This is a genomic window from Bacteroides sp. f07 (assembly GCF_042854785.1).
GTDB lineage: Bacteria > Bacteroidota > Bacteroidia > Bacteroidales > Bacteroidaceae > Bacteroides.
Genome location: NZ_BAABXI010000001.1, coordinates 1978614 through 1997167, shown reverse-complemented (window position 1 = coordinate 1997167; position 18554 = coordinate 1978614). Strand labels below are relative to the sequence as shown.

The following is an 18554-nucleotide window of genomic DNA, read 5'->3' as shown; positions in this document are numbered from 1 at the left end:
TATGAGAACATGTTTTTTATTCTCCGTCCGTTTGTTGCCGGTTGTTTTATTTGTGCTTGGTAGTATGTCTACGTTTGCGCAACGGCAGGATATCCTGTTAAATGATAATTGGAAATTCCGGTTTTCGCATCAGGTGCAAAAGGGAACAGAAGTAAGAGTTGATTTGCCCCATACCTGGAATGCGCAGGATGCTTTATCCGGGAAAATAGACTATAAACGGGGTATTGGTAATTATGAAAAGAAACTATTTGTTCGTCCCGAATGGAGAGGCAAACGTCTTTTTATTCGTTTCGAGGGAGTGAATAATGTCGCTGATGTATTTATCAATCATCGTCATATAGGTGAGCATCGTGGAGGATATGGAGCTTTTATTTTTGAAATTACCGGAAAGGTTGAATATGGAAAAGAGAACTCTATATTAGTACGAGTGAATAATGGGGAACAACTGGATATCATGCCTTTAGTCGGTGACTTTAATATTTATGGCGGAATCTACCGGGATGTACATTTATTGATCACTGACGGAACGTGTATTTCTCCTTTGGATTATGCTTCTCCCGGAGTGCGTTTGATACAGGATAGTGTGAGTCATAAGTATGCGAAAGTACGTGCACTTGTTGAATTATCAAACGGGAATACTACTAATCAGGAAGTGGAACTTAATATCCGTCTTTTGGATGGGAAAAAGGTTATGAAAGAAGAAATAAAGCAAGTAACCCTTCCTGCTATCTCAACTATCCAACAGGAACTTGTATTTGAAATAAATCAACCTCATTTGTGGAATGGCCGTCAGGATCCTTTTCTTTATCAGGCGGAAATCTCTCTTTCCCGAGGTGGTAAAATAGTGGATTGTATAACACAACCTTTGGGACTTCGTTTTTACCGGATAGACCCTGATAAAGGTTTTTTCTTGAATGGAAAACATTTACCTCTTCATGGTGTTTGCCGCCATCAGGATAGGAGTGAAGTCGGAAATGCCTTACGAACTCAGCATCATGATGAGGATGTGGCATTAATGCTGGAGATGGGAGTGAATGCGGTACGTTTGGCGCATTATCCTCAAGCTACCTATTTCTATGACCTGATGGATAAAAACGGTATCATTGTATGGGCTGAAATTCCTTTTGTCGGTCCTGGTGGATACAATGATAAGGGCTTTGTGGATTTGCCTGCCTTCCGTGCTAATGGAAAAGAGCAACTTAAGGAACTGATCCGTCAACATTATAACCATCCTTCTATTTGTGTATGGGGACTCTTTAATGAATTGACTGAATTTGGGGATAACCCGGTAGAATATATAAAAGAATTGAATATGCTGGCTCATCAAGAAGATGCGACACGGTCTACTACCTCTGCAAGTAATCAAATGGGAGATCTGAATTTCATAACGGATGCTATCGCATGGAACCGTTATGACGGATGGTATGGTGGTACTCCCGCAGATTTAGGCAAATGGTTGGATAGTATGCATAAAAAACACCCGGAGATCTGTATCGCTATAAGCGAATATGGTGCAGGTGCCAGCATCTATCATCAGCAGGATTCATTAACCAAGACTATACCTACCAGTTGGTGGCATCCGGAGAATTGGCAAACTTATTACCATATTGAAAACTGGAAAGTGATTTTTTCCCGTCCATATGTATGGGGAAGCTTCGTATGGAATATGTTTGATTTTGGCGCTGCACATCGTACGGAAGGCGATCGCCCGGGTATTAATGACAAGGGTTTGGTTACTTTTGACCGGAAGGTCCGCAAAGACGCTTTCTATTTTTATAAAGCCAACTGGAACCGGGAAGAACCAATGCTTTATTTAGTAGGCAAACGCAATATTGTACGCTCTCAACGCCTGCAAACAATTACTGCTTTCACGAATCAATTCGAAGCTGAATTGTTTGTAAACGGCAAAAGCTATGGTAGGGCGAAAGCAGACCAGTACGCTATCATGGAATGGAAAAATGTAGAATTGCAACTAGGTGAGAATGAAATAAAAGTGATTTCTACTAGTAAGAAGTTGCCTTTGAGTGATAGCTTTTGGTGCAGGTTCTCCAACTGATTCCAAATAAAAAAGAGGTTGATTATTATAAATAATCAACCTCTTTAAGTGATTCCGAAGCGATTCGAACGCTTGACCCACGCCTTAGAAGGGCGTTGCTCTATCCAGCTGAGCTACGGAACCATCCTTATTTGCGGATGCAAAGGTAGTGCTTTTTATGAAATTTCAAAAACTTTTCGGCACTTTTTTATTCATATTCTTCTTCATAGCTCTGAATCAGTAATTTATGCAAGTATAATATTTTGTTCATTTATATGTTGTAGTATGGATGAAATGGTGAATCATAGTTTTTACGAAGAATAACTAACGTTATATAGCTTTCAAAAAGCTCAAAAAACTTAAATAGGGTTGTGTTTTTGTATTATAAGGCTTACTTTTGGACGATAAACAACTAAAAAACACATAAAGTTATGAAGAAATTTATTTTTTTATTTGCATTTTGTATTACAGTAACCAACCTTTTTGCGCAAACCGATCCTAACCAAATTAAAAAAGAAGGAAATGATGCATTCAATGCTAAAAATTATCCTGTAGCGTATGCTAAGTTTAGTGAATATTTGAAACAGACTAATAATCAAGATTCTGCAACAGCTTATTACTGTGGTATAGCTGCTGATGAAGTAAAGAAATATGCAGAAGCTGTTACTTTCTTTGATATTGCAATCCAAAAGAAATTCAACACGGGAAATGCGTATGCCCGTAAAGCTTTGGCTTTAGATGCTCTGAAGAAGACTGATGAATATGTAGCTACACTGGAAGAAGGATTAAAAGTTGACCCGAATAATAAGACAATGGTGAAAAATTATGGTCTTCATTATTTGAAAGCTGGACTTGCTGCTCAGAAAGCCGGCAAAGCAGAGGAAGCAGAAAATTGTTTTAAGAAAGTAATTCCTTTGAACCACAAGACTTATAAGACGAATGCTTTGTATAGCTTGGGAGTTCTTTGTTATAATGACGGAGCTAATATATTGAAGAAAGCTGCTCCTTTGGCAAATTCTGATGCTGATAAATATGCAGCAGAAAAAGAAAAAGCTGACGCCAGATTTAAAGAAGCAGTAGATTATCTGGAAGAAGCTGCCAAAGTATCACCGGAAAACGAAAACGTGAAGAAAATGCTTCCTCAAGTGAAAGCTGCAATGAAGTAATTTGAGTATTATAGAGAATATAAAGGGTTGCCGATAGACACATTTGGCAACCCTTTTTTATTATGTTTTTTCTAATCCGTACTTTTTTTATGTACTTTTGCCATTCCTAAAACAGAAGGATTTTTTATGCATTTATATACCAAGGAACAGGCTGTCAAGCGGATGAATGATTTTGGGGTAACCCGTTGCCCTTTTATCTTTATTATTAACTATCTACAAGATGCTTCTTACGTAGAGGATGTTTCATCTGTAGATTCTACAGAATTAATCTATAACTTAAATGGATTTACGAATCAATTAGTGCCGGATAGAAGCAACGAGGGAGCTTTATTTAAAGAAAAGTATATTCATTGGCAATCATTACCCGAGTCTTTTGAAGTTTACCGGCAGTCATTCAATATTGTTCAAAGAAATATTTTCGCAGGAAACAGCTTTCTCACTAATTTGACTTGCCGTACTCCGATAGAAACCAATCTTACTCTGAAAGACATTTATTCTCGTTCAAAAGCAATCTATAAGTTATGGCTCAAAGATTCATTTACAGTATTTTCTCCTGAAATATTTGTCAGAATCCGTCAGGGGAGAATTTCCTCACATCCGATGAAGGGGACTATTGATGCTTCAATTCCCAATGCTGCTCAATTATTGATGAATGACCCGAAAGAAGCGGCAGAACATGCTACTATTGTAGATCTGATACGTAATGATTTAAGTATGGTTGCCAATAAAGTGTCGGTATCCCGCTATCGGTATATTGACACATTGCAGACTAATCAAGGTTCTATCCTTCAGACAAGTTCGGAAATTCAGGGAGTTCTGCCGAATGATTATCAAGAGCACTTGGGCGATATTATTTTCAGGTTATTACCCGCAGGTTCTATAACAGGCGCTCCAAAGAAAAAAACAATGCAGATAATTAAGGAGGCAGAAACCTATCACAGAGGATTTTATACAGGTATTATGGGATATTTTGACGGTGAAAATCTGGATAGTGCCGTTATGATACGTTTTGTAGAACAGGAAGGAGATAGACTTTATTTTAAGAGTGGCGGTGGAATCACCTGTCAAAGTGATGTGGAAAGCGAATATAATGAAATGAAACAAAAAGTATATGTGCCTATTTATTGAGACTATCCGGATAGAGGATGGAGAGATTTACAATCTTGACTATCATACAGAACGTTTTAACAGAACCCGTGCAGCCTTCTGGAAAGGCACTATTCCGCTTGATTTGCGGGAGTTTGTCTTTCCGCAATCATTGATGGGAATTCATAAATGCCGGATTGTGTATGGCAGAGAAATAGAGGAAATTACCTACGCACCTTATCAGATGCGGAAAGTTTCTTCCTTATGCCTGGTTGCGTCAGATACTATTGACTATACTTATAAAAGTACGAATCGGGAAGATTTGAACATCTTGTATGCTCAAAGAAAAACGGCGGATGATGTCTTAATAGTGAAAGACGGTTATCTGACAGATACTTCTATTGCCAATGTGGCGCTTTATGACGGAAAGACATGGTGTACACCTTCTCATCCGTTACTTCAAGGTACAAAACGTGCCGAGCTTTTGGATAAGAAAATCATTGTAGAGAAAGATATTCCGCAGGCACATTTAGGAGAATATTCTAAGCTCATGTTATTCAATGCAATGATTGACTGGGAGCGTATCATACTGCCCATTGATGATAAACATTTAATTCTATAAACCATAATTAACTGAAATATACAGAGAATTGCTGAACAAAAGTCTCTTTTGTACTGTTATATTTATGTGTTTTTCATAGTATTAGATATAAGATTAATTAAAGAGATTGTACTTCACTTGTGAAAGCTAAAGTACGTCAGAGACAGAAGAGTCTGTTTTTTTGATAAATGTGTTAGAGCATCGGTTTACCAGGCCGATGCTTTTTTTTATGCCCTTTTGTTCCCTTTTGTAGTTTATATGAAATAAAATTTGTACGTTTGTGGGATAATAATAGAAAATGATAAAGATGAACATACCTGTTATCTTTCAGTTTTTAAAAGATCTTTCCGCGAATAATAATCGTGAGTGGTTTAATGAGCATAAGGCAGAATATGAGATAGCCCGTGCTGAGTTCGACAATTTTTTGGCAACAGTGATTGCCCGTATTTCTCTGTTTGATGAAACAATTCGGGGAATCCAACCAAAAGACTGTACCTATCGTATTTATCGGGATACCCGTTTCTCTACGGATAAAACACCTTATAAGATACATTTCGGTGGTTATATCAATGCAAAAGGCAAGAAGTCCGATCATTGCGGATATTATGTACATCTGCAACCGGATGGCTCCATGCTTGCCGGAGGAAGCTTGTGTCTGCCTTCTAACATCTTGAAAGCCGTCCGGCAATCTATTTATGATAATATAGAAGAATTTGTTTCTATTGTGGAAGACCCGGAATTTAAGAAATACTTTCCCGTGATAGGTGAGGATTTCCTGAAGACAGCTCCTAAAGGTTTCCCGAAAGACTTCAAGTACATTGATTATCTGAAATGCAAGGAATATGTGTGTTCCTATAATGTGCCTGACAGCTTCTTTACTCAACCGGATGCATTGGAGCAGATAGACAAAGCGTTCCGCCAGTTCAAGCGGTTTGCCGATTTTATTAATTACACGATTGATGATTTTGAATAATATACCTGAAATATAAACTTTAAAATTGAACTTATATGGTAGTAGATACTTTAGAAAACCTGGAGAAATATGCGTCTTTAAATCCTTTATTTGCACAAGCTATTGAGTTTCTGAAATCTCATGACCTCCAAGCCATGGAAATCGGGAAGACAGAATTGAAAGGAAAGGAACTGTTGGTGAATATTGCACAAACTAAGCCGAAGACCAAAGAAGAGGCCAGACTGGAAACACATAATGAATTTATAGATATTCAGATTCCGTTGTCCGGAACAGAAATTATGGGTTATACTGCTGCTAAAGACTGCGTTCCTGCAGATGCTCCTTATAATGCAGAAAAGGATATTACTTTTTTTGAAGGATTGGCTGAGACTTACGTTGCCGTGAAACCGGGAATGTTTGCTATCTTCTTTCCTCAGGACGGACATGCTCCCGGCATTACCCCGGATGGTGTGAAGAAAGTAATAGTAAAAGTAAAAGCATAATCTAAATTCGATTCTGATATGGAAAAGACACTTAATCTTATCAAAAATGATCCTTGGCTGGAACCTTTTGCCGATGCTATTGCAGGTCGTCACCAGTTTGTACTGGACAAGGAAGCCGAACTGACCAATAAGGGAAAACAGACTCTTTCGGACTTTGCATCAGGCTATCTTTATTTCGGACTGCATCGTACCGATAAGGGATGGACTTTCCGTGAATGGGCACCGAACGCTACACATATATATATGGTAGGTACGTTCAATAACTGGGAAGAAAAAGCGGCCTACAAGTTGAAAAAACAAAAGAACGGGATTTGGGAAATCAACCTGCCTGCCGATGCCATCCATCATGAAGACCTGTACAAACTGAATGTATATTGGGATGGCGGTCAAGGTGAGCGTATCCCCGCTTGGGCTACACGTGTAGTTCAGGATGAACAGACTAAAATATTCAGTACGCAAGTCTGGGCTCCGGAGAAACCCTATAAATTCAAGAAGAAAACATTTAAGCCCAGCACTAATCCTTTGCTGATTTACGAGTGTCATATCGGAATGGCCCAGCAAGAGGAAAAGGTCGGAACGTATAATGAATTCCGCGAAAAAGTACTTCCGCGTATCGCTAAAGAAGGATATAACTGTATCCAGATTATGGCTATTCAGGAACATCCTTATTATGGAAGTTTCGGATATCATGTATCCAGTTTCTTCGCTGCTTCTTCCCGTTTCGGGACACCCGATGAACTGAAAGCATTGATTGACACTGCTCATGAGATGGGAATTGCTGTGATTATGGACATCGTTCATTCACACGCTGTAAAGAACGAAGTGGAAGGATTGGGAAACTTTGCCGGTGATCCGAACCAGTATTTTTATCCGGGCGGTCGTCGCGAACATCCGGCTTGGGATTCTCTTTGTTTTGATTATGGTAAGAATGAAGTGGTTCATTTTCTGTTGTCCAACTGCAAATATTGGTTGGAAGAATATAAGTTCGACGGATTCCGTTTTGACGGAGTAACGTCTATGTTATATTACAGTCATGGATTGGGTGAGGCTTTCTGTAATTATGGAGATTACTTCAACGGTCGTCAGGACGATAATGCAATTTGTTACCTGACATTGGCTAATGAAGTGATTCATCAGGTAAATCCGAGGGCAATAACCATCGCGGAAGAAGTTTCCGGTATGCCGGGGCTGGCTGCCAAAGTGGAAGACGGAGGCTACGGGTTCGATTATCGTATGGCCATGAATATTCCTGACTACTGGATTAAAACAATCAAAGAAAAGATTGACGAGGATTGGAAACCTTCCAGTATGTTTTGGGAAGTAACCAATCGTCGTCAAGATGAAAAGACCATATCCTATGCAGAAAGTCACGATCAGGCATTGGTAGGAGATAAGACAATTATCTTCCGTCTGATTGATGCTGATATGTATTGGCATATGCAAAAGGGAGATGAAAATTACATCGTTAACCGGGGTATTGCTCTACACAAGATGATTCGTTTGCTGACGGCTTCTACCATTAATGGCGGTTATCTGAACTTCATGGGAAATGAATTCGGTCATCCTGAATGGATTGACTTCCCGCGTGAGGGCAATGGATGGTCTTGTAAATATGCCCGTCGCCAATGGAATCTGGTGGATAATAAGAATCTGACTTATCACTATTTGGGCGACTTTGACGCAGAAATGCTGAAAGTAATCAAGAGCGTAAAAGACTTCCAGGCAACACCGGTTCAGGAAATATGGCATAATGACGGGGATCAGGTATTGGCATATGGCCGTAAAGATTTGATATTCGTTTTCAACTTCAACCCGAAACAGTCGTTTACTGATTATGGTTTTCTGGTAGAGCCGGGAGCATATGAAGTAATACTGAATACAGACAATGTGGCATTTGGTGGACACGGTTTGACGGATGACTCTGTGGTTCATTTTACGATTACCGACCCATTGTACAAACAGGCAAAGAAAGAGTGGCTCAAACTCTATATCCCTGCACGTACTGCCGTAGTGCTTAGAAAGAAGAAATAATTTCTTGTTTTAGAATAAAGAACCCTCGCAGATATTCAATGATTTGCGAGGGTTTTCTTTTTATATATTTCCTAGTTGCTTAAGAATGTACCCGGACCAAGTATGTCATGCATATAGCTGACATTACGTGTTTTCAGCAGTACCCCTTGTGGGGTGTAAAACAACTGATATTTGATGTCTACATTATCTTGTCCCACCTTAATCACTATAATGGCTTGCCATTTAGGAAATTCTACCATAGTGACATCGTCCACCACCCAGCTTGCGTAAGAGCCGGATACAAATGCATTGTAAACAGTTGGTGAGAGTCGGTCGAGGCTGACAAGGTCGGTCTGTGTCATTGCCCATTGCCCCTGTGTATTGAACCATACATTCTTGGTAAATCCGTTCATTACAAAGTTCGCGCAATAATATCCGCCGTCCTGTGACCAGGCTGTACCATTTGCTGTCGGATACATTTTCTTGAAACTCCCCTGTACATTGCCGGGAGGGGTGCCTGCGAAAGCAGACATGGACAACAGCAAAAGCAGTAAGAATGCTCCAATATTAATATTCTTCATAAGTTTTGAGTTTAAGAGGATTATTTATCTACTAAAACAGCCTTTGAGAATATTTGTTTGAGCGATATACATAAAATAACCCGGCCATTATGAGGGGCCGGGTTATAATGGAATATATGAATCCAAGTCTTTTACTTAAAAAGTAATCTTCAGAATTTTCCCGTTGTAGGCTCCGACTGATACATCAGTCGGTTTATAGGGCAATAAGCAGATTGTTTCTTTTGTGCCAGTCATCAGGTCTATAGCCTCGCAAGATTCCGTTTGAGGAATCTGCAAGAAGTCGAAAGCATGCGAAGGTACGTTGATTGCCACATCCACCGGTTGACTGTCGAAATTGACAACGAAGAATAATAACTCATTTTTATATTTCCGCATAAAGGTATATTGCTTACGTTCGTTGAAGCGCCAGCCATTGATGTTGGCATACATTAAATCGAAGAATACCCCTTTGGTGATTGCCGCTTCCTTGTTGCAAAGCGTCAGCACTTTCTGATAAATGTCATAGAGCCGTTTATGGTCTTCAGTAAGCATATTACCGTCGAATTTGCCACCGTTACGCCATCGGCGGATCGTGTCAACACTCCAATAGTCAAATATGGTTGTCCTTCCGTCTCTTCCGCTGAATCCTTCACTGTCCATTCCTATTTCTCCAAATTCCTGGCCGAAATAAATCATCATGGGATTCGTGTTCATACATGCCGAGACAATGAGTGCAGGAATACCTTTGCGTGGATTGCCGGCGAAGAAATCAGAAGCGATACGTTGCTCATCGTGATTTTCGAGGAAGTTAAGCATTCTTTTCTCAATTCCGTTCAGGCTTTGCCAGCAATGCGTGATAGCAGCGGCAGATTCATATCCGCATGCTACATTACGTAATGTATCATATAAGCCTACTTTATCATACAAATAATCAAATTTACCACGCATCAGATAATTGCGGTATTCATTCGGATTGTAGACCTCTGCAATGAAAAGAATTTCAGGATAAGCCTCTTTTACTTGCGGAATAGCCCATTCCCAAAACTCTACGGGAACCATTTCGGCCATATCGCAACGGAAACCATCAATCTTTTTAGATGCCCAGAAGAGAAGGATATCCAACATTTTTATCCATGTGTCCGGAGTCGGAGAGAAATGGCATGTACCACCATTCTGATAATCTACTCCATAGTTCAATTTGACTGTTTCATACCAGTCGGTGATATTAGGGGTAGCATCAAAGCGATTATTGCCTGTCGCTTTGGCCGGAAACTCCCGATAAGGTTCTGCCGCGCCGTCTTTCATGTCAAACTGTGCATGGAGTTCCGCTTGCGGGATATAGTAGAAATTATTGTAAGGGCTGAAAGATAGACTTGAATCATCATTGGCTCCCAGTTCCGTAGTGCCGTCCGGTTGCGCGTCCGAATGATATTGGCGCGCTACATGATTAGGTACGAAGTCTATGATGACTTTCAATCCGGCACGATGGGTACGATGCACCAAGTTCTCAAACTCCTTCATACGTCCCGGCACATCGTTTGCCAAATCCGGGTCAACATCATAATAATCTTTGATGGCATATGGCGATCCGGCTTTACCTTTTACGATAGCAGGATGATCCGGGCTGATGTTATATCGGCGATAATCCGTTTGAGTGGCATGCTCGATAATACCTGTATACCAAATATGCGTACTGCCCAGCTTTTTGATTTCTCCAAGTGCCTTCAGAGTGAAATCGGCCATTTTACCACAACCATTGGTCGTTATGTCTCCATTATAGACACAATGGTTGTTATTATTTCCAAACAGGCGGGTGAATACCTGATAGATGATTATTTTCTTTTCGTCATTCATATCGAGTAGATTTTAATATTCGTATTCATTATTCTTTTCAAAGAGTAGTGACTATTTCCATATTTTGCCTTTTTCTTCCAGCAATTGGCTCAGCACTCCGTTGGCTATATTATAACCTTGCTCAAAGATTTCTTCCGCTTTTTCCAGTTCCGTGTTACTATATCCGTACAAGTTGTAAGGTTCAATCAGTAAATCACATTTTTCCCTCTCGGGAAAAGTGTTGGCACGGAACATAAAATGAAATGAGCGCATGGCAATGCTGACAATATTCATTTTATAATCCTCTGCCATAATCGGGCTCACGTTGATTGCTACCACCTTGTCGCATATCCTGCGGAGAGTGGAAACCGGAAGGTTCATCATCAATCCACCGTCTACGTAGTTTGTCCCTTCAATGTTGACCGGCGCGAACATGACAGGCATACAACACGAAGCAGCTACCCGTTCGGCAATCGAGCCACGGTGAAAATGTACCATACGTCCGTGGTCAAGGTCGGTTGCCGTGATGATTAAGGGAATCTGGAGTTCTTCCAGATTCTTGGCTTTTACATTGGTGCGGAGAAAATCAATAAATTCGCAAAGGTCAAATAACCCTTTCTTGGGGATTACCAGTTTGGTCAGATCCTGAAATTTATGTCCGGAGAAGTAGTCCAGCACTTGGTGAGGTTCATTACCGTCTGCGTAGAAGACTCCCGCAAGAGCTCCGGCGCTAACTCCGGAGATGATATCCGGTTTGATGTCATGCTCTAAGAGAGCCTGCATTACGCCCAAATGAGCGAATCCTTTAATAAATCCTCCACTTAGAGCATAGCCTATCTGATACTTCCGGTTCGTCCAATTGTTCGTATATACCTCCATGAGTTTTGTTTCTTTCTTTAATTCGCCACGAATTTAGTGAATTTATTGAAAGTAGAAGGAATATAATGGATAGTTTTTACTGTGCCGGCCGGAAACTTTGTTCCGGCGCTCCATCGGTCAGAATCCGAAATCGTCTATTTCAACCTTGTGTTCTTCGCTTTCTTTGAATGGTTTTGCTTCCTTTTGTACCGGATTGCCTTCAATGTAGATAGCGCGGAACGGACGGGCGGGGCAAACATATTCGCATCCGCCACAGCCTACGCAAATTTCTTTGTTTACATGAGGAATCGTAAGCCCGTCTTTGTAGGGCACCATTGCGACTGCTTGCGTGGGGCAGTGCTCGGAACAGGCTCCGCAACTGGTTCCGTCTGTATGGACAATACAATTTTCTTTGATAAAGACCACATATCCCATTTGAGTAAGATGTTTCTGTTCTACGCTTATCGGAAGAATAGCTCCGTTAGGGCAGACGTCTCCGCAAACAGTACAATCAAAATTGCAGAATCCTTTTTCAAAGCTGACAGTGGGCTGCATCATTCCTGCCAATCCATACTCCATAAAAGCCGGTTTCAGTACATGTGACGGGCATTTGCTGACACAAAGGTGGCACGATGTACATTGCTGCTGAAAATGTTCGCGGCTGACAGATCCCGGCGGAGTAATCGGATTCTCCTTTTTATATGCTTTTTTACCTTCCAGGCTCGCAACGGACTCTTTGGCTTGTGAAAGAAGTTTCGGAGCTGCTCCGGCAGTAAGTAGTCCTGCAATGAGAAAACGACGTTTGGCTGAATCGGTATTTGGGGAGAGAGGTGCTTCCGAATCTTTTCCCGAACCTGACTGCCGTTTCTTTAAAGAAGGATTGTAGACCAATGCCTTTTGTTTGCAAGCCCCCAGGCAGTCGAAGCAATCTACGCAACGGCTATAATCAACGGCATGTTCTTTGCTGTTGATGCACGCAGCCTTGCATTTGGTAGCGCAGAGCCCGCAGCCGTTACACCTGTCGGAGTCAATACGGACTTTGAACAATGAGAAACGGCTTAATAATCCTAATACTGTTCCTACGGGACAAATTGTGTTACACCAGGTTCGCCCGTGTTTCCATGCCATTATAAAAATGGCTACAAGCGTGATGAGTGCAATGAGAAGGGATGAAATACTTAGAACAGAAGTATCTACCTGATAAAATGTATAATTGTCGAACTTGGAAAAAGTAGATTCCAATAGATTGTTTCCCAGCATATATACCGGCTTGAATACATGCACTGCAATCCGACCGTATGCGCTGTATGGGTCAAGCAATCCGACGATAAACGTAAATCCACATAGAAAAGCGATGACAGTTACTCCGAACACACTCCAGCGCAAACTATTTTTGGCGGGACTGTAACTATACCTTTTTTTCTTTTTCCTTGTTGATTTTGACAGGCGTGCAATGACGTCCTGCAAAATTCCCATAGGGCAGATTATCGAACAATATATGCGCCCGAATAAAAGCGTTAATATAATGAGAAATAATAAGATACCTATACTTAGTGAAAGCACGGCTGGAACAAACTGCAAGTGTGCCAGCCGATGAAAACTGTTAGGTAATATTTCTGCGAAATCGAGAAAAAAGAAAGTAATCAGTACAAAAAAGAGTACTGATATTCCAATACGTAGCCTTCTTAACATGGTTGATTTACATCTTAATTCGCTTGACATTTAATTTGTCAATATTCATGGTTCCTACTTTCAATGCTTCTCCTTTGGCTAGATGCCCGACTGTATCCAACGGCATCTCACGCACTTGGTTGAAGAATTTGGCGGCGGCTGTGTCCACTGCTACAATATCCGGTGAGATAAACAATCCCTTCGCTAAAACGACATCCGAAGCAGAACGCCCGCGAGGACCGTTGGTCTTCATAATCCGGTAAGCGTCTACAACGTTCAGCACGGCCTTCTTTTGCAAGGTACAGATATCGGCAATACACTGTTGCAAGTCATTTTGGTGGAAGAATCCGCGATCCCATACAATTCCCATATGGTTTTTCATGGAGATAGTCAGATTGGCTCCGCCATGGTTTTTCAGGATAGGAACATTGATCCATACGTCGCAGTTCAAGATTGCTTCGTGTACTTTTGCTTTCTTCATCTTCTTGCCGTTTGGGAGATCTACCGGTTTGTAATAAGACTCCAGATGTGCAGGCATCACCTTTGCTCCGGCATCTTTTGCTGCGGCTTCGATACCGCTGTTTTTGTAGCATTTCTGCCAGTCGTCGCAAGTATGGTCGAATACGGTCACTTCTTTTGCTCCGGCGGCAAAACATTGCTTCACGATTTCCGCCACTAATTTCGGATTCGTATTTCCTGCCAGTTCCGGCACTTTGTCCCAGCCGATATTAGGCTTCACGACCACTTTCTGTCCCGGTTTGACGAATTGCTTCATACCCCCCAGTTCGCTTATGGCACGGCGGAACATGGCTTCCGGCTCTCCACCCATGACGGCTACCAGGTCAGGATTGGCTCCGTTTGCTTTATTGATAGTCTGAGTTAATATCTCCATAGCTTCCGACCGTTGTATAGTCAGAGCAGCGCCGGTTATAGCTACTGTTTTTAAAAAGTCCCTTCTATCCATTATTTCTATTTTGAGTTTAGAGTTTTGCAATCGCTTTTAACAGGGCATAACCACCAAACCACTGAATCAACATTCCCGGAATACCGATACGGAAATCTTGTACCGCTGCATGGAAATTACCGAGAATCGTCCATTCGAAAGCAGTGCCTATGATCTGATAGGAGAGTACGACACCAAGAACGCTCAATAAAGAGACAGATTTCAGTGTTCGTGCGGCGAGAGCGGAAGCTCCGGCGAGCAAAGTGGATTTTATCAGTATAACCGGAAGCGCCGCTTCCGAAGGCATGACAAACAACAGATGGTTAATGACGGGAGAAAGAATCGCAGTCAATAATCCTACGCGGAATCCATACTTATAGCCTGCAACCAATGTGAAAAAATAGATAGGCAGCAGGGTAGGGCCACCGTAAGGTGTAAGATGACATAGTTGTGGAAGTGCGATGTTGCCTGCAATAAACAGCAGAGCGAACAAGTAAGTTTTTACATTGCTGTAATTCAGCGAGTAGAGCTTGGCAGATGTTTCCATTTTCGTTGATAACTTTTGTATTTAATAGAACGATAATATCTTAAAAATTAGACTTTCCTCTATTAAAAAGGTTTAATCCGGGAAAAGAACTATTTGCTTATTTTCTTAAAAATAGGACAGAAAAGTTTCAGACCCATTTGAAACATTTTGTTTCTCGGTGTGAAACACTTTGTTTCCCGGTGTGAAACGAATGGTTTCTCGGTGTGAAACAAAGTGTTTCAAGGCGTGAAACTTTTAGCTTCAAAGCACGAAACAGATTTTTGAACTATTTGGATGCCGTCCCTTTCTTTGGTACGAACAGGTTTGTCATATCTGCCTGTTCGAGAGTGAGTAATTCTATCTTTTTAGAAATACCGCCTGCATATCCTGTCAGGCTGCCGTTGCAACTTACAACCCGGTGGCAGGGAATGATAATGCTAATCGGATTGTGTCCCACCGCATTGCCTACCGCTTGCGTCGACATGGACGGCAGTCCGTTCCGGCGGGCTATTTCTTTGGCAATATCCTTGTACGTAATGATTTTGCCGTAAGGGATTTCCTTTAATATTTTCCATACGGAGAGACGGAAAGGGGTACCTTCCAAGTGTATCTCAGGCATGAAGCCGGGGTTCTTCCCACTAAAATAGCAATCGAGCCATTCTTTGGTTTGCTCGAATACGGGCAATGCTTTTTCTTCGTGTTCAGGAGACAACGAAGCGGCAAAATATTTCTGCCCGTCAAACCACAAACCTGTCAAGGAGTTACCGTCACTTGCGATTGTTATTCCGCCAATAGGGGACTGATATTTGTAAATGTATTGCATAACGTTATATATAATAAGGTGGTGTCTTTTACAAAAGTAGCATTTCATTTTTAAATGATATCTTTTTTGTCTCAGTTTTGGTGAGTAATTACTTATATTTGTCTTGATACAACTATAAAACATATTATAAATGAAGCATTTGCTAATATATATAGGACTGTTCTGCGCAATCCTGCAATTACGGGGACAAGAGAGGGTTGCTTCAAGAATTATCCCACCGGCAGGGTATGTCAGGGAATCTTGTGCCGATAATTCGTTTACGGGCTATTTACGTAATCTGCCTTTGCTGCCGAAAGGCAGCAAAGTGATGCTCTACAACGGAAAAGAAAAGTCGAACCAGTCTGCTGCCTATGCTGTAGTAGATATGGAGATTGGCAACCGTGACTTGCAGCAATGTGCTGATGCTGTGATGCGTTTGCGTGCGGAGTATCTGTGGGGGCAAAAGAGGTATGGAGATATAAAATTCAACTTCACAAACGGCTTTCCTGCCGAATATAAAAAATGGGCGGAAGGAAGCCGTATAAAAGTCAACGGTAATCAAGTGCAGTGGTATGCTTCGGGCAAAGGGACAGATTATTCCTATAAAACTTTCCGCAATTATCTCGATATGGTTTTTATGTATGCCGGAACGGCTTCTTTATCAAAGGAACTTCAGACTGTGGCTTATACTTCTTTGCAACCCGGTGATGTTTTTATAAAAGGCGGTTCTCCCGGTCATGCTGTCATTGTAATAGATGTCGCAGTTCATCCGGCTACGAAAAAGAAAGTATTCCTGTTGGCACAAAGCTATATGCCTGCACAGCAGATTCATATTCTTATAAATCCTGTCAGCCGCAGCCTTTCTCCCTGGTATGAATTGACGGAAACCGATAGCGGCAAATTATATACGCCGGAATGGATTTTTGAGAAGAAAGACTTAAAACGCTTTAAGTAGGCGAACAGGCTAAATAAGCGAATAGGCAAAATAAGCAAACAGATGAAGTAGGCGGACGGATTTAAATGAAAGGTAGTAAGGAAATAATTAAATCTTTTTTATTTGGTTTTCTATCTTTTCGTTATCTTTGGCGATTAACAAACCGTTTTTTAATCATACAACAACGAAAAACAACCGATCATGAATCAAGAGTTATCAATGAATGCCAATAAATTGGTGGCATTTCTTAAGAAGCCGGCTTCTGAATTTACCAAAGCCGACATTATTTCATTTATTCAGCAAAACGACATCCGCATGGTCAATTTCATGTATCCCGCGGGAGACGGTCGTCTGAAAACTTTAAATTTTGTCATCAATAATCAAGCCTATCTGGAAGCTATCCTTACCTGTGGAGAACGGGTAGACGGTTCCAGCCTTTTCTCCTTTATCGAAGCGGGAAGTAGCGACCTGTATGTCATTCCCCGATTCAGTACGGCATTTGTCGATCCGTTTGCTGAAATACCTACGCTGTCTATTCTTTGTTCTTTTTTCAATAAGGACGGAGAACCATTGGAAAGCTCGCCGGAATATACGCTTCATAAAGCTAGCAAAGCATTTACGGACGTGACGGGAATGGAGTTTCAGGCAATGGGTGAGTTGGAATATTATGTGATAGCACCGGATACAGGTATGTTTGAGGCAACCGACCAGCGTGGTTATCATGAATCGGGGCCTTATGCCAAATTCAATGAGTTCCGTACACAATGTATGTCTTATATCTCACAGACTGGCGGGCAAATTAAGTATGGACACTCTGAAGTGGGTAACTTTACCTTGGAAGGCTATATCTATGAGCAGAATGAGATAGAGTTTTTGCCGGTTCCTGTTGAACAGGCTGCCGACCAGTTGATGATTGCCAAATGGGTAATCCGTAACCTGGGATTCAAATATGGATATAATGTTACGTTTGCTCCTAAGATAACAGCAGGTAAAGCGGGTTCCGGTTTGCACGTCCATATGCGTATCATGCAGGATGGAAAGAATCAGATGTTGAAAGACGGCATTTTGTCGGAAACAGCCCGGAAGGCTATTGCCGGAATGATGGAGCTTGCACCTTCAATCACAGCCTTCGGAAACACGAATCCTACTTCATACTTCCGTCTTGTTCCGCATCAGGAAGCGCCTACGAATGTTTGTTGGGGCGACCGTAACCGTTCCGTATTAGTACGTGTACCTTTGGGATGGGCTGCAAAGAAGGATATGTGTACATTAGCGAATCCGTTAGAAACGGAAAGCCATTTTGATACCACTCAGAAGCAGACAGTGGAAATGCGCTCACCGGACGGTTCGGCAGATTTGTATCAACTGCTTGCCGGACTGGCTGTTGCCTGTCGTCATGGTTTTGAAATAGAGAATGCTCTGGAACTGGCTGAAAAGACGTATGTGAATGTGAATATTCACCAGAAAGAAAACGAAGATAAGTTGCAGACATTGGCTCAATTACCGGATAGCTGCGTTGCGTCGGCCGATTGCCTGGAACAGCAACGGGCTATTTTCGAACAATACAATGTATTTAGTCCGGCAATGATTGACGGCATTATCCGTAAACTCCGTAGCTATGAAGATAAGACATTGCGTGCGGACTTGGACGGAAAACCGCAGGAGATGCTTGATTTGGTTCATAAGTATTTCCACTGCGGATAATGTAATAACTGATTATATGAAGAGGCTGTCTCAAAAATTGAGTTCAGCCTCTTTTCTGTTCATCTTACATTTTGGAAATAAACCATTCAAAAGTTGCCTGCATCACAAGCATATCTTCTTTATTGAATAAAGAGACTTCTACATTTAGTAAAATCCGTCCCTTTGGGTTGATAGCTTCAATCACATTGCATTTAACCTCTAAAAATCTTGGGTATTATTCAGCCAGCCTATAACTGAATTTAATTATTACTCCGTTGGTTTCATGAATATACTTATTTGGTCAAAGTTAAAAGAAAAAAGTAGAAAACAGTCCATGAAGGAAGAAATGATTCGTTTTGTCTACTGGATATTGGGTTTGGTCTACAATTTT

16 protein-coding genes and 1 tRNA gene are annotated in these 18554 nt (G+C 41.3%); 9 read left to right on the top strand and 8 right to left on the bottom strand.

What is annotated here, in order from left to right; translation table 11 throughout:
- Position 1 precedes the first annotated feature (1 nt).
- Positions 2-2056 carry a glycoside hydrolase family 2 TIM barrel-domain containing protein gene (locus tag ACGHVY_RS08015; protein WP_390598264.1) on the top strand — a complete coding sequence of 685 codons (2055 nt, stop codon included), beginning with the start codon at positions 2-4 and terminating at the stop codon, positions 2054-2056.
- Between the two features lie 49 nt (positions 2057-2105).
- Here ACGHVY_RS08015 and ACGHVY_RS08010 read toward each other — a convergent pair.
- Positions 2106-2179 (bottom strand) — tRNA-Arg (locus ACGHVY_RS08010).
- Between the two features lie 287 nt (positions 2180-2466).
- On the opposite strand from ACGHVY_RS08010, the gene ACGHVY_RS08005 reads away from it, so the two are divergent.
- The 6 genes from ACGHVY_RS08005 (at position 2467) to ACGHVY_RS07980 (ending at position 8374) form a co-directional block, all read left to right on the top strand.
- A complete protein-coding gene (locus ACGHVY_RS08005; protein WP_308745249.1) occupies positions 2467-3201 on the top strand; it encodes a hypothetical protein in 735 nt (244 codons plus the stop codon).
- A gap of 126 nt (positions 3202-3327) precedes the next feature.
- The gene (locus ACGHVY_RS08000) at positions 3328-4329 is read left to right on the top strand and encodes an aminodeoxychorismate synthase component I (RefSeq protein ID WP_308745250.1); all 1002 of its coding nucleotides are present in this window, start codon (positions 3328-3330) and stop codon (positions 4327-4329) included.
- Positions 4313-4909, top strand: coding sequence for an aminotransferase class IV family protein (locus tag ACGHVY_RS07995; protein ID WP_308745251.1), 597 nt, complete (start codon positions 4313-4315; stop codon positions 4907-4909). The genes ACGHVY_RS08000 and ACGHVY_RS07995 overlap by 17 nt, the downstream gene beginning before the upstream one ends.
- 277 nt (positions 4910-5186) lie before the next feature.
- Entirely contained in the window at positions 5187-5861 is a 675-nt protein-coding gene (locus ACGHVY_RS07990; protein ID WP_308745252.1) for a DUF2461 domain-containing protein, read from the top strand.
- 35 nt (positions 5862-5896) lie between these two features.
- Complete coding sequence (locus tag ACGHVY_RS07985; protein ID WP_308745253.1) at positions 5897-6343, top strand: YhcH/YjgK/YiaL family protein; 447 nt, start codon at positions 5897-5899, stop codon at positions 6341-6343.
- Between the two features lie 18 nt (positions 6344-6361).
- Entirely contained in the window at positions 6362-8374 is a 2013-nt protein-coding gene (locus ACGHVY_RS07980; protein ID WP_308745254.1) for an alpha amylase C-terminal domain-containing protein, read from the top strand.
- 71 nt (positions 8375-8445) lie between these two features.
- Here the strand turns inward: ACGHVY_RS07980 and ACGHVY_RS07975 are convergent, their stop codons facing one another.
- From ACGHVY_RS07975 to ACGHVY_RS07945, 7 genes are all read right to left on the bottom strand, one after another.
- Positions 8446-8934, bottom strand: a complete 489-nt coding sequence (locus ACGHVY_RS07975; protein ID WP_390598260.1) for a PepSY-like domain-containing protein — start codon at positions 8932-8934, stop codon at positions 8446-8448.
- Positions 8935-9069: 135 nt separating this feature from the next.
- Positions 9070-10767 (bottom strand): alpha-amylase family glycosyl hydrolase, encoded by a 1698-nt coding sequence (locus tag ACGHVY_RS07970; RefSeq protein WP_390598258.1) that lies wholly within the window; start codon positions 10765-10767, stop codon positions 9070-9072.
- 51 nt (positions 10768-10818) lie between these two features.
- Positions 10819-11625: a patatin-like phospholipase family protein gene (locus ACGHVY_RS07965; protein WP_308745257.1), complete on the bottom strand. Its 807-nt coding sequence runs from the start codon at positions 11623-11625 to the stop codon at positions 10819-10821.
- A 117-nt stretch (positions 11626-11742) separates the two neighbouring features.
- A complete protein-coding gene (locus ACGHVY_RS07960; protein ID WP_390598257.1) occupies positions 11743-13296 on the bottom strand; it encodes a 4Fe-4S dicluster domain-containing protein in 1554 nt (517 codons plus the stop codon).
- A gap of 7 nt (positions 13297-13303) precedes the next feature.
- Entirely contained in the window at positions 13304-14239 is a 936-nt protein-coding gene (locus ACGHVY_RS07955; RefSeq protein ID WP_390598255.1) for a DUF362 domain-containing protein, read from the bottom strand.
- A 16-nt stretch (positions 14240-14255) separates the two neighbouring features.
- Positions 14256-14765 carry an ECF transporter S component gene (locus ACGHVY_RS07950; RefSeq protein ID WP_390598253.1) on the bottom strand — a complete coding sequence of 170 codons (510 nt, stop codon included), beginning with the start codon at positions 14763-14765 and terminating at the stop codon, positions 14256-14258.
- 265 nt (positions 14766-15030) lie between these two features.
- Positions 15031-15567: a methylated-DNA--[protein]-cysteine S-methyltransferase gene (locus ACGHVY_RS07945; protein WP_390598252.1), complete on the bottom strand. Its 537-nt coding sequence runs from the start codon at positions 15565-15567 to the stop codon at positions 15031-15033.
- 130 nt (positions 15568-15697) lie between these two features.
- Between ACGHVY_RS07945 and ACGHVY_RS07940 the strand changes: the two genes are divergently transcribed.
- Positions 15698-16501: a DUF4846 domain-containing protein gene (locus tag ACGHVY_RS07940; protein WP_390598250.1), complete on the top strand. Its 804-nt coding sequence runs from the start codon at positions 15698-15700 to the stop codon at positions 16499-16501.
- Between the two features lie 180 nt (positions 16502-16681).
- Positions 16682-18184, top strand: coding sequence for a glutamine synthetase family protein (locus ACGHVY_RS07935; protein ID WP_308745263.1), 1503 nt, complete (start codon positions 16682-16684; stop codon positions 18182-18184).
- Positions 18185-18554: the final 370 nt, after the last annotated feature.

What these genes read in the sequence shown, in the direction of transcription:
- ACGHVY_RS08015 (WP_390598264.1), top strand. Translation starts at nt 2, where the DNA reads ATGAGAACATGTTTTTTATTCTCCGTCCGTTTGTTGCCGGTTGTTTTA.
- ACGHVY_RS08005 (WP_308745249.1), top strand. Translation starts at nt 2,467, where the DNA reads ATGAAGAAATTTATTTTTTTATTTGCATTTTGTATTACAGTAACCAAC.
- ACGHVY_RS08000 (WP_308745250.1), top strand. Translation starts at nt 3,328, where the DNA reads ATGCATTTATATACCAAGGAACAGGCTGTCAAGCGGATGAATGATTTT.
- ACGHVY_RS07995 (WP_308745251.1), top strand. Translation starts at nt 4,313, where the DNA reads ATGTGCCTATTTATTGAGACTATCCGGATAGAGGATGGAGAGATTTAC.
- ACGHVY_RS07990 (WP_308745252.1), top strand. Translation starts at nt 5,187, where the DNA reads ATGATAAAGATGAACATACCTGTTATCTTTCAGTTTTTAAAAGATCTT.
- ACGHVY_RS07985 (WP_308745253.1), top strand. Translation starts at nt 5,897, where the DNA reads ATGGTAGTAGATACTTTAGAAAACCTGGAGAAATATGCGTCTTTAAAT.
- ACGHVY_RS07980 (WP_308745254.1), top strand. Translation starts at nt 6,362, where the DNA reads ATGGAAAAGACACTTAATCTTATCAAAAATGATCCTTGGCTGGAACCT.
- ACGHVY_RS07975 (WP_390598260.1), bottom strand. Translation starts at nt 8,934, where the DNA reads ATGAAGAATATTAATATTGGAGCATTCTTACTGCTTTTGCTGTTGTCC.
- ACGHVY_RS07970 (WP_390598258.1), bottom strand. Translation starts at nt 10,767, where the DNA reads ATGAATGACGAAAAGAAAATAATCATCTATCAGGTATTCACCCGCCTG.
- ACGHVY_RS07965 (WP_308745257.1), bottom strand. Translation starts at nt 11,625, where the DNA reads ATGGAGGTATATACGAACAATTGGACGAACCGGAAGTATCAGATAGGC.
- ACGHVY_RS07960 (WP_390598257.1), bottom strand. Translation starts at nt 13,296, where the DNA reads ATGTTAAGAAGGCTACGTATTGGAATATCAGTACTCTTTTTTGTACTG.
- ACGHVY_RS07955 (WP_390598255.1), bottom strand. Translation starts at nt 14,239, where the DNA reads ATGGATAGAAGGGACTTTTTAAAAACAGTAGCTATAACCGGCGCTGCT.
- ACGHVY_RS07950 (WP_390598253.1), bottom strand. Translation starts at nt 14,765, where the DNA reads ATGGAAACATCTGCCAAGCTCTACTCGCTGAATTACAGCAATGTAAAA.
- ACGHVY_RS07945 (WP_390598252.1), bottom strand. Translation starts at nt 15,567, where the DNA reads ATGCAATACATTTACAAATATCAGTCCCCTATTGGCGGAATAACAATC.
- ACGHVY_RS07940 (WP_390598250.1), top strand. Translation starts at nt 15,698, where the DNA reads ATGAAGCATTTGCTAATATATATAGGACTGTTCTGCGCAATCCTGCAA.
- ACGHVY_RS07935 (WP_308745263.1), top strand. Translation starts at nt 16,682, where the DNA reads ATGAATCAAGAGTTATCAATGAATGCCAATAAATTGGTGGCATTTCTT.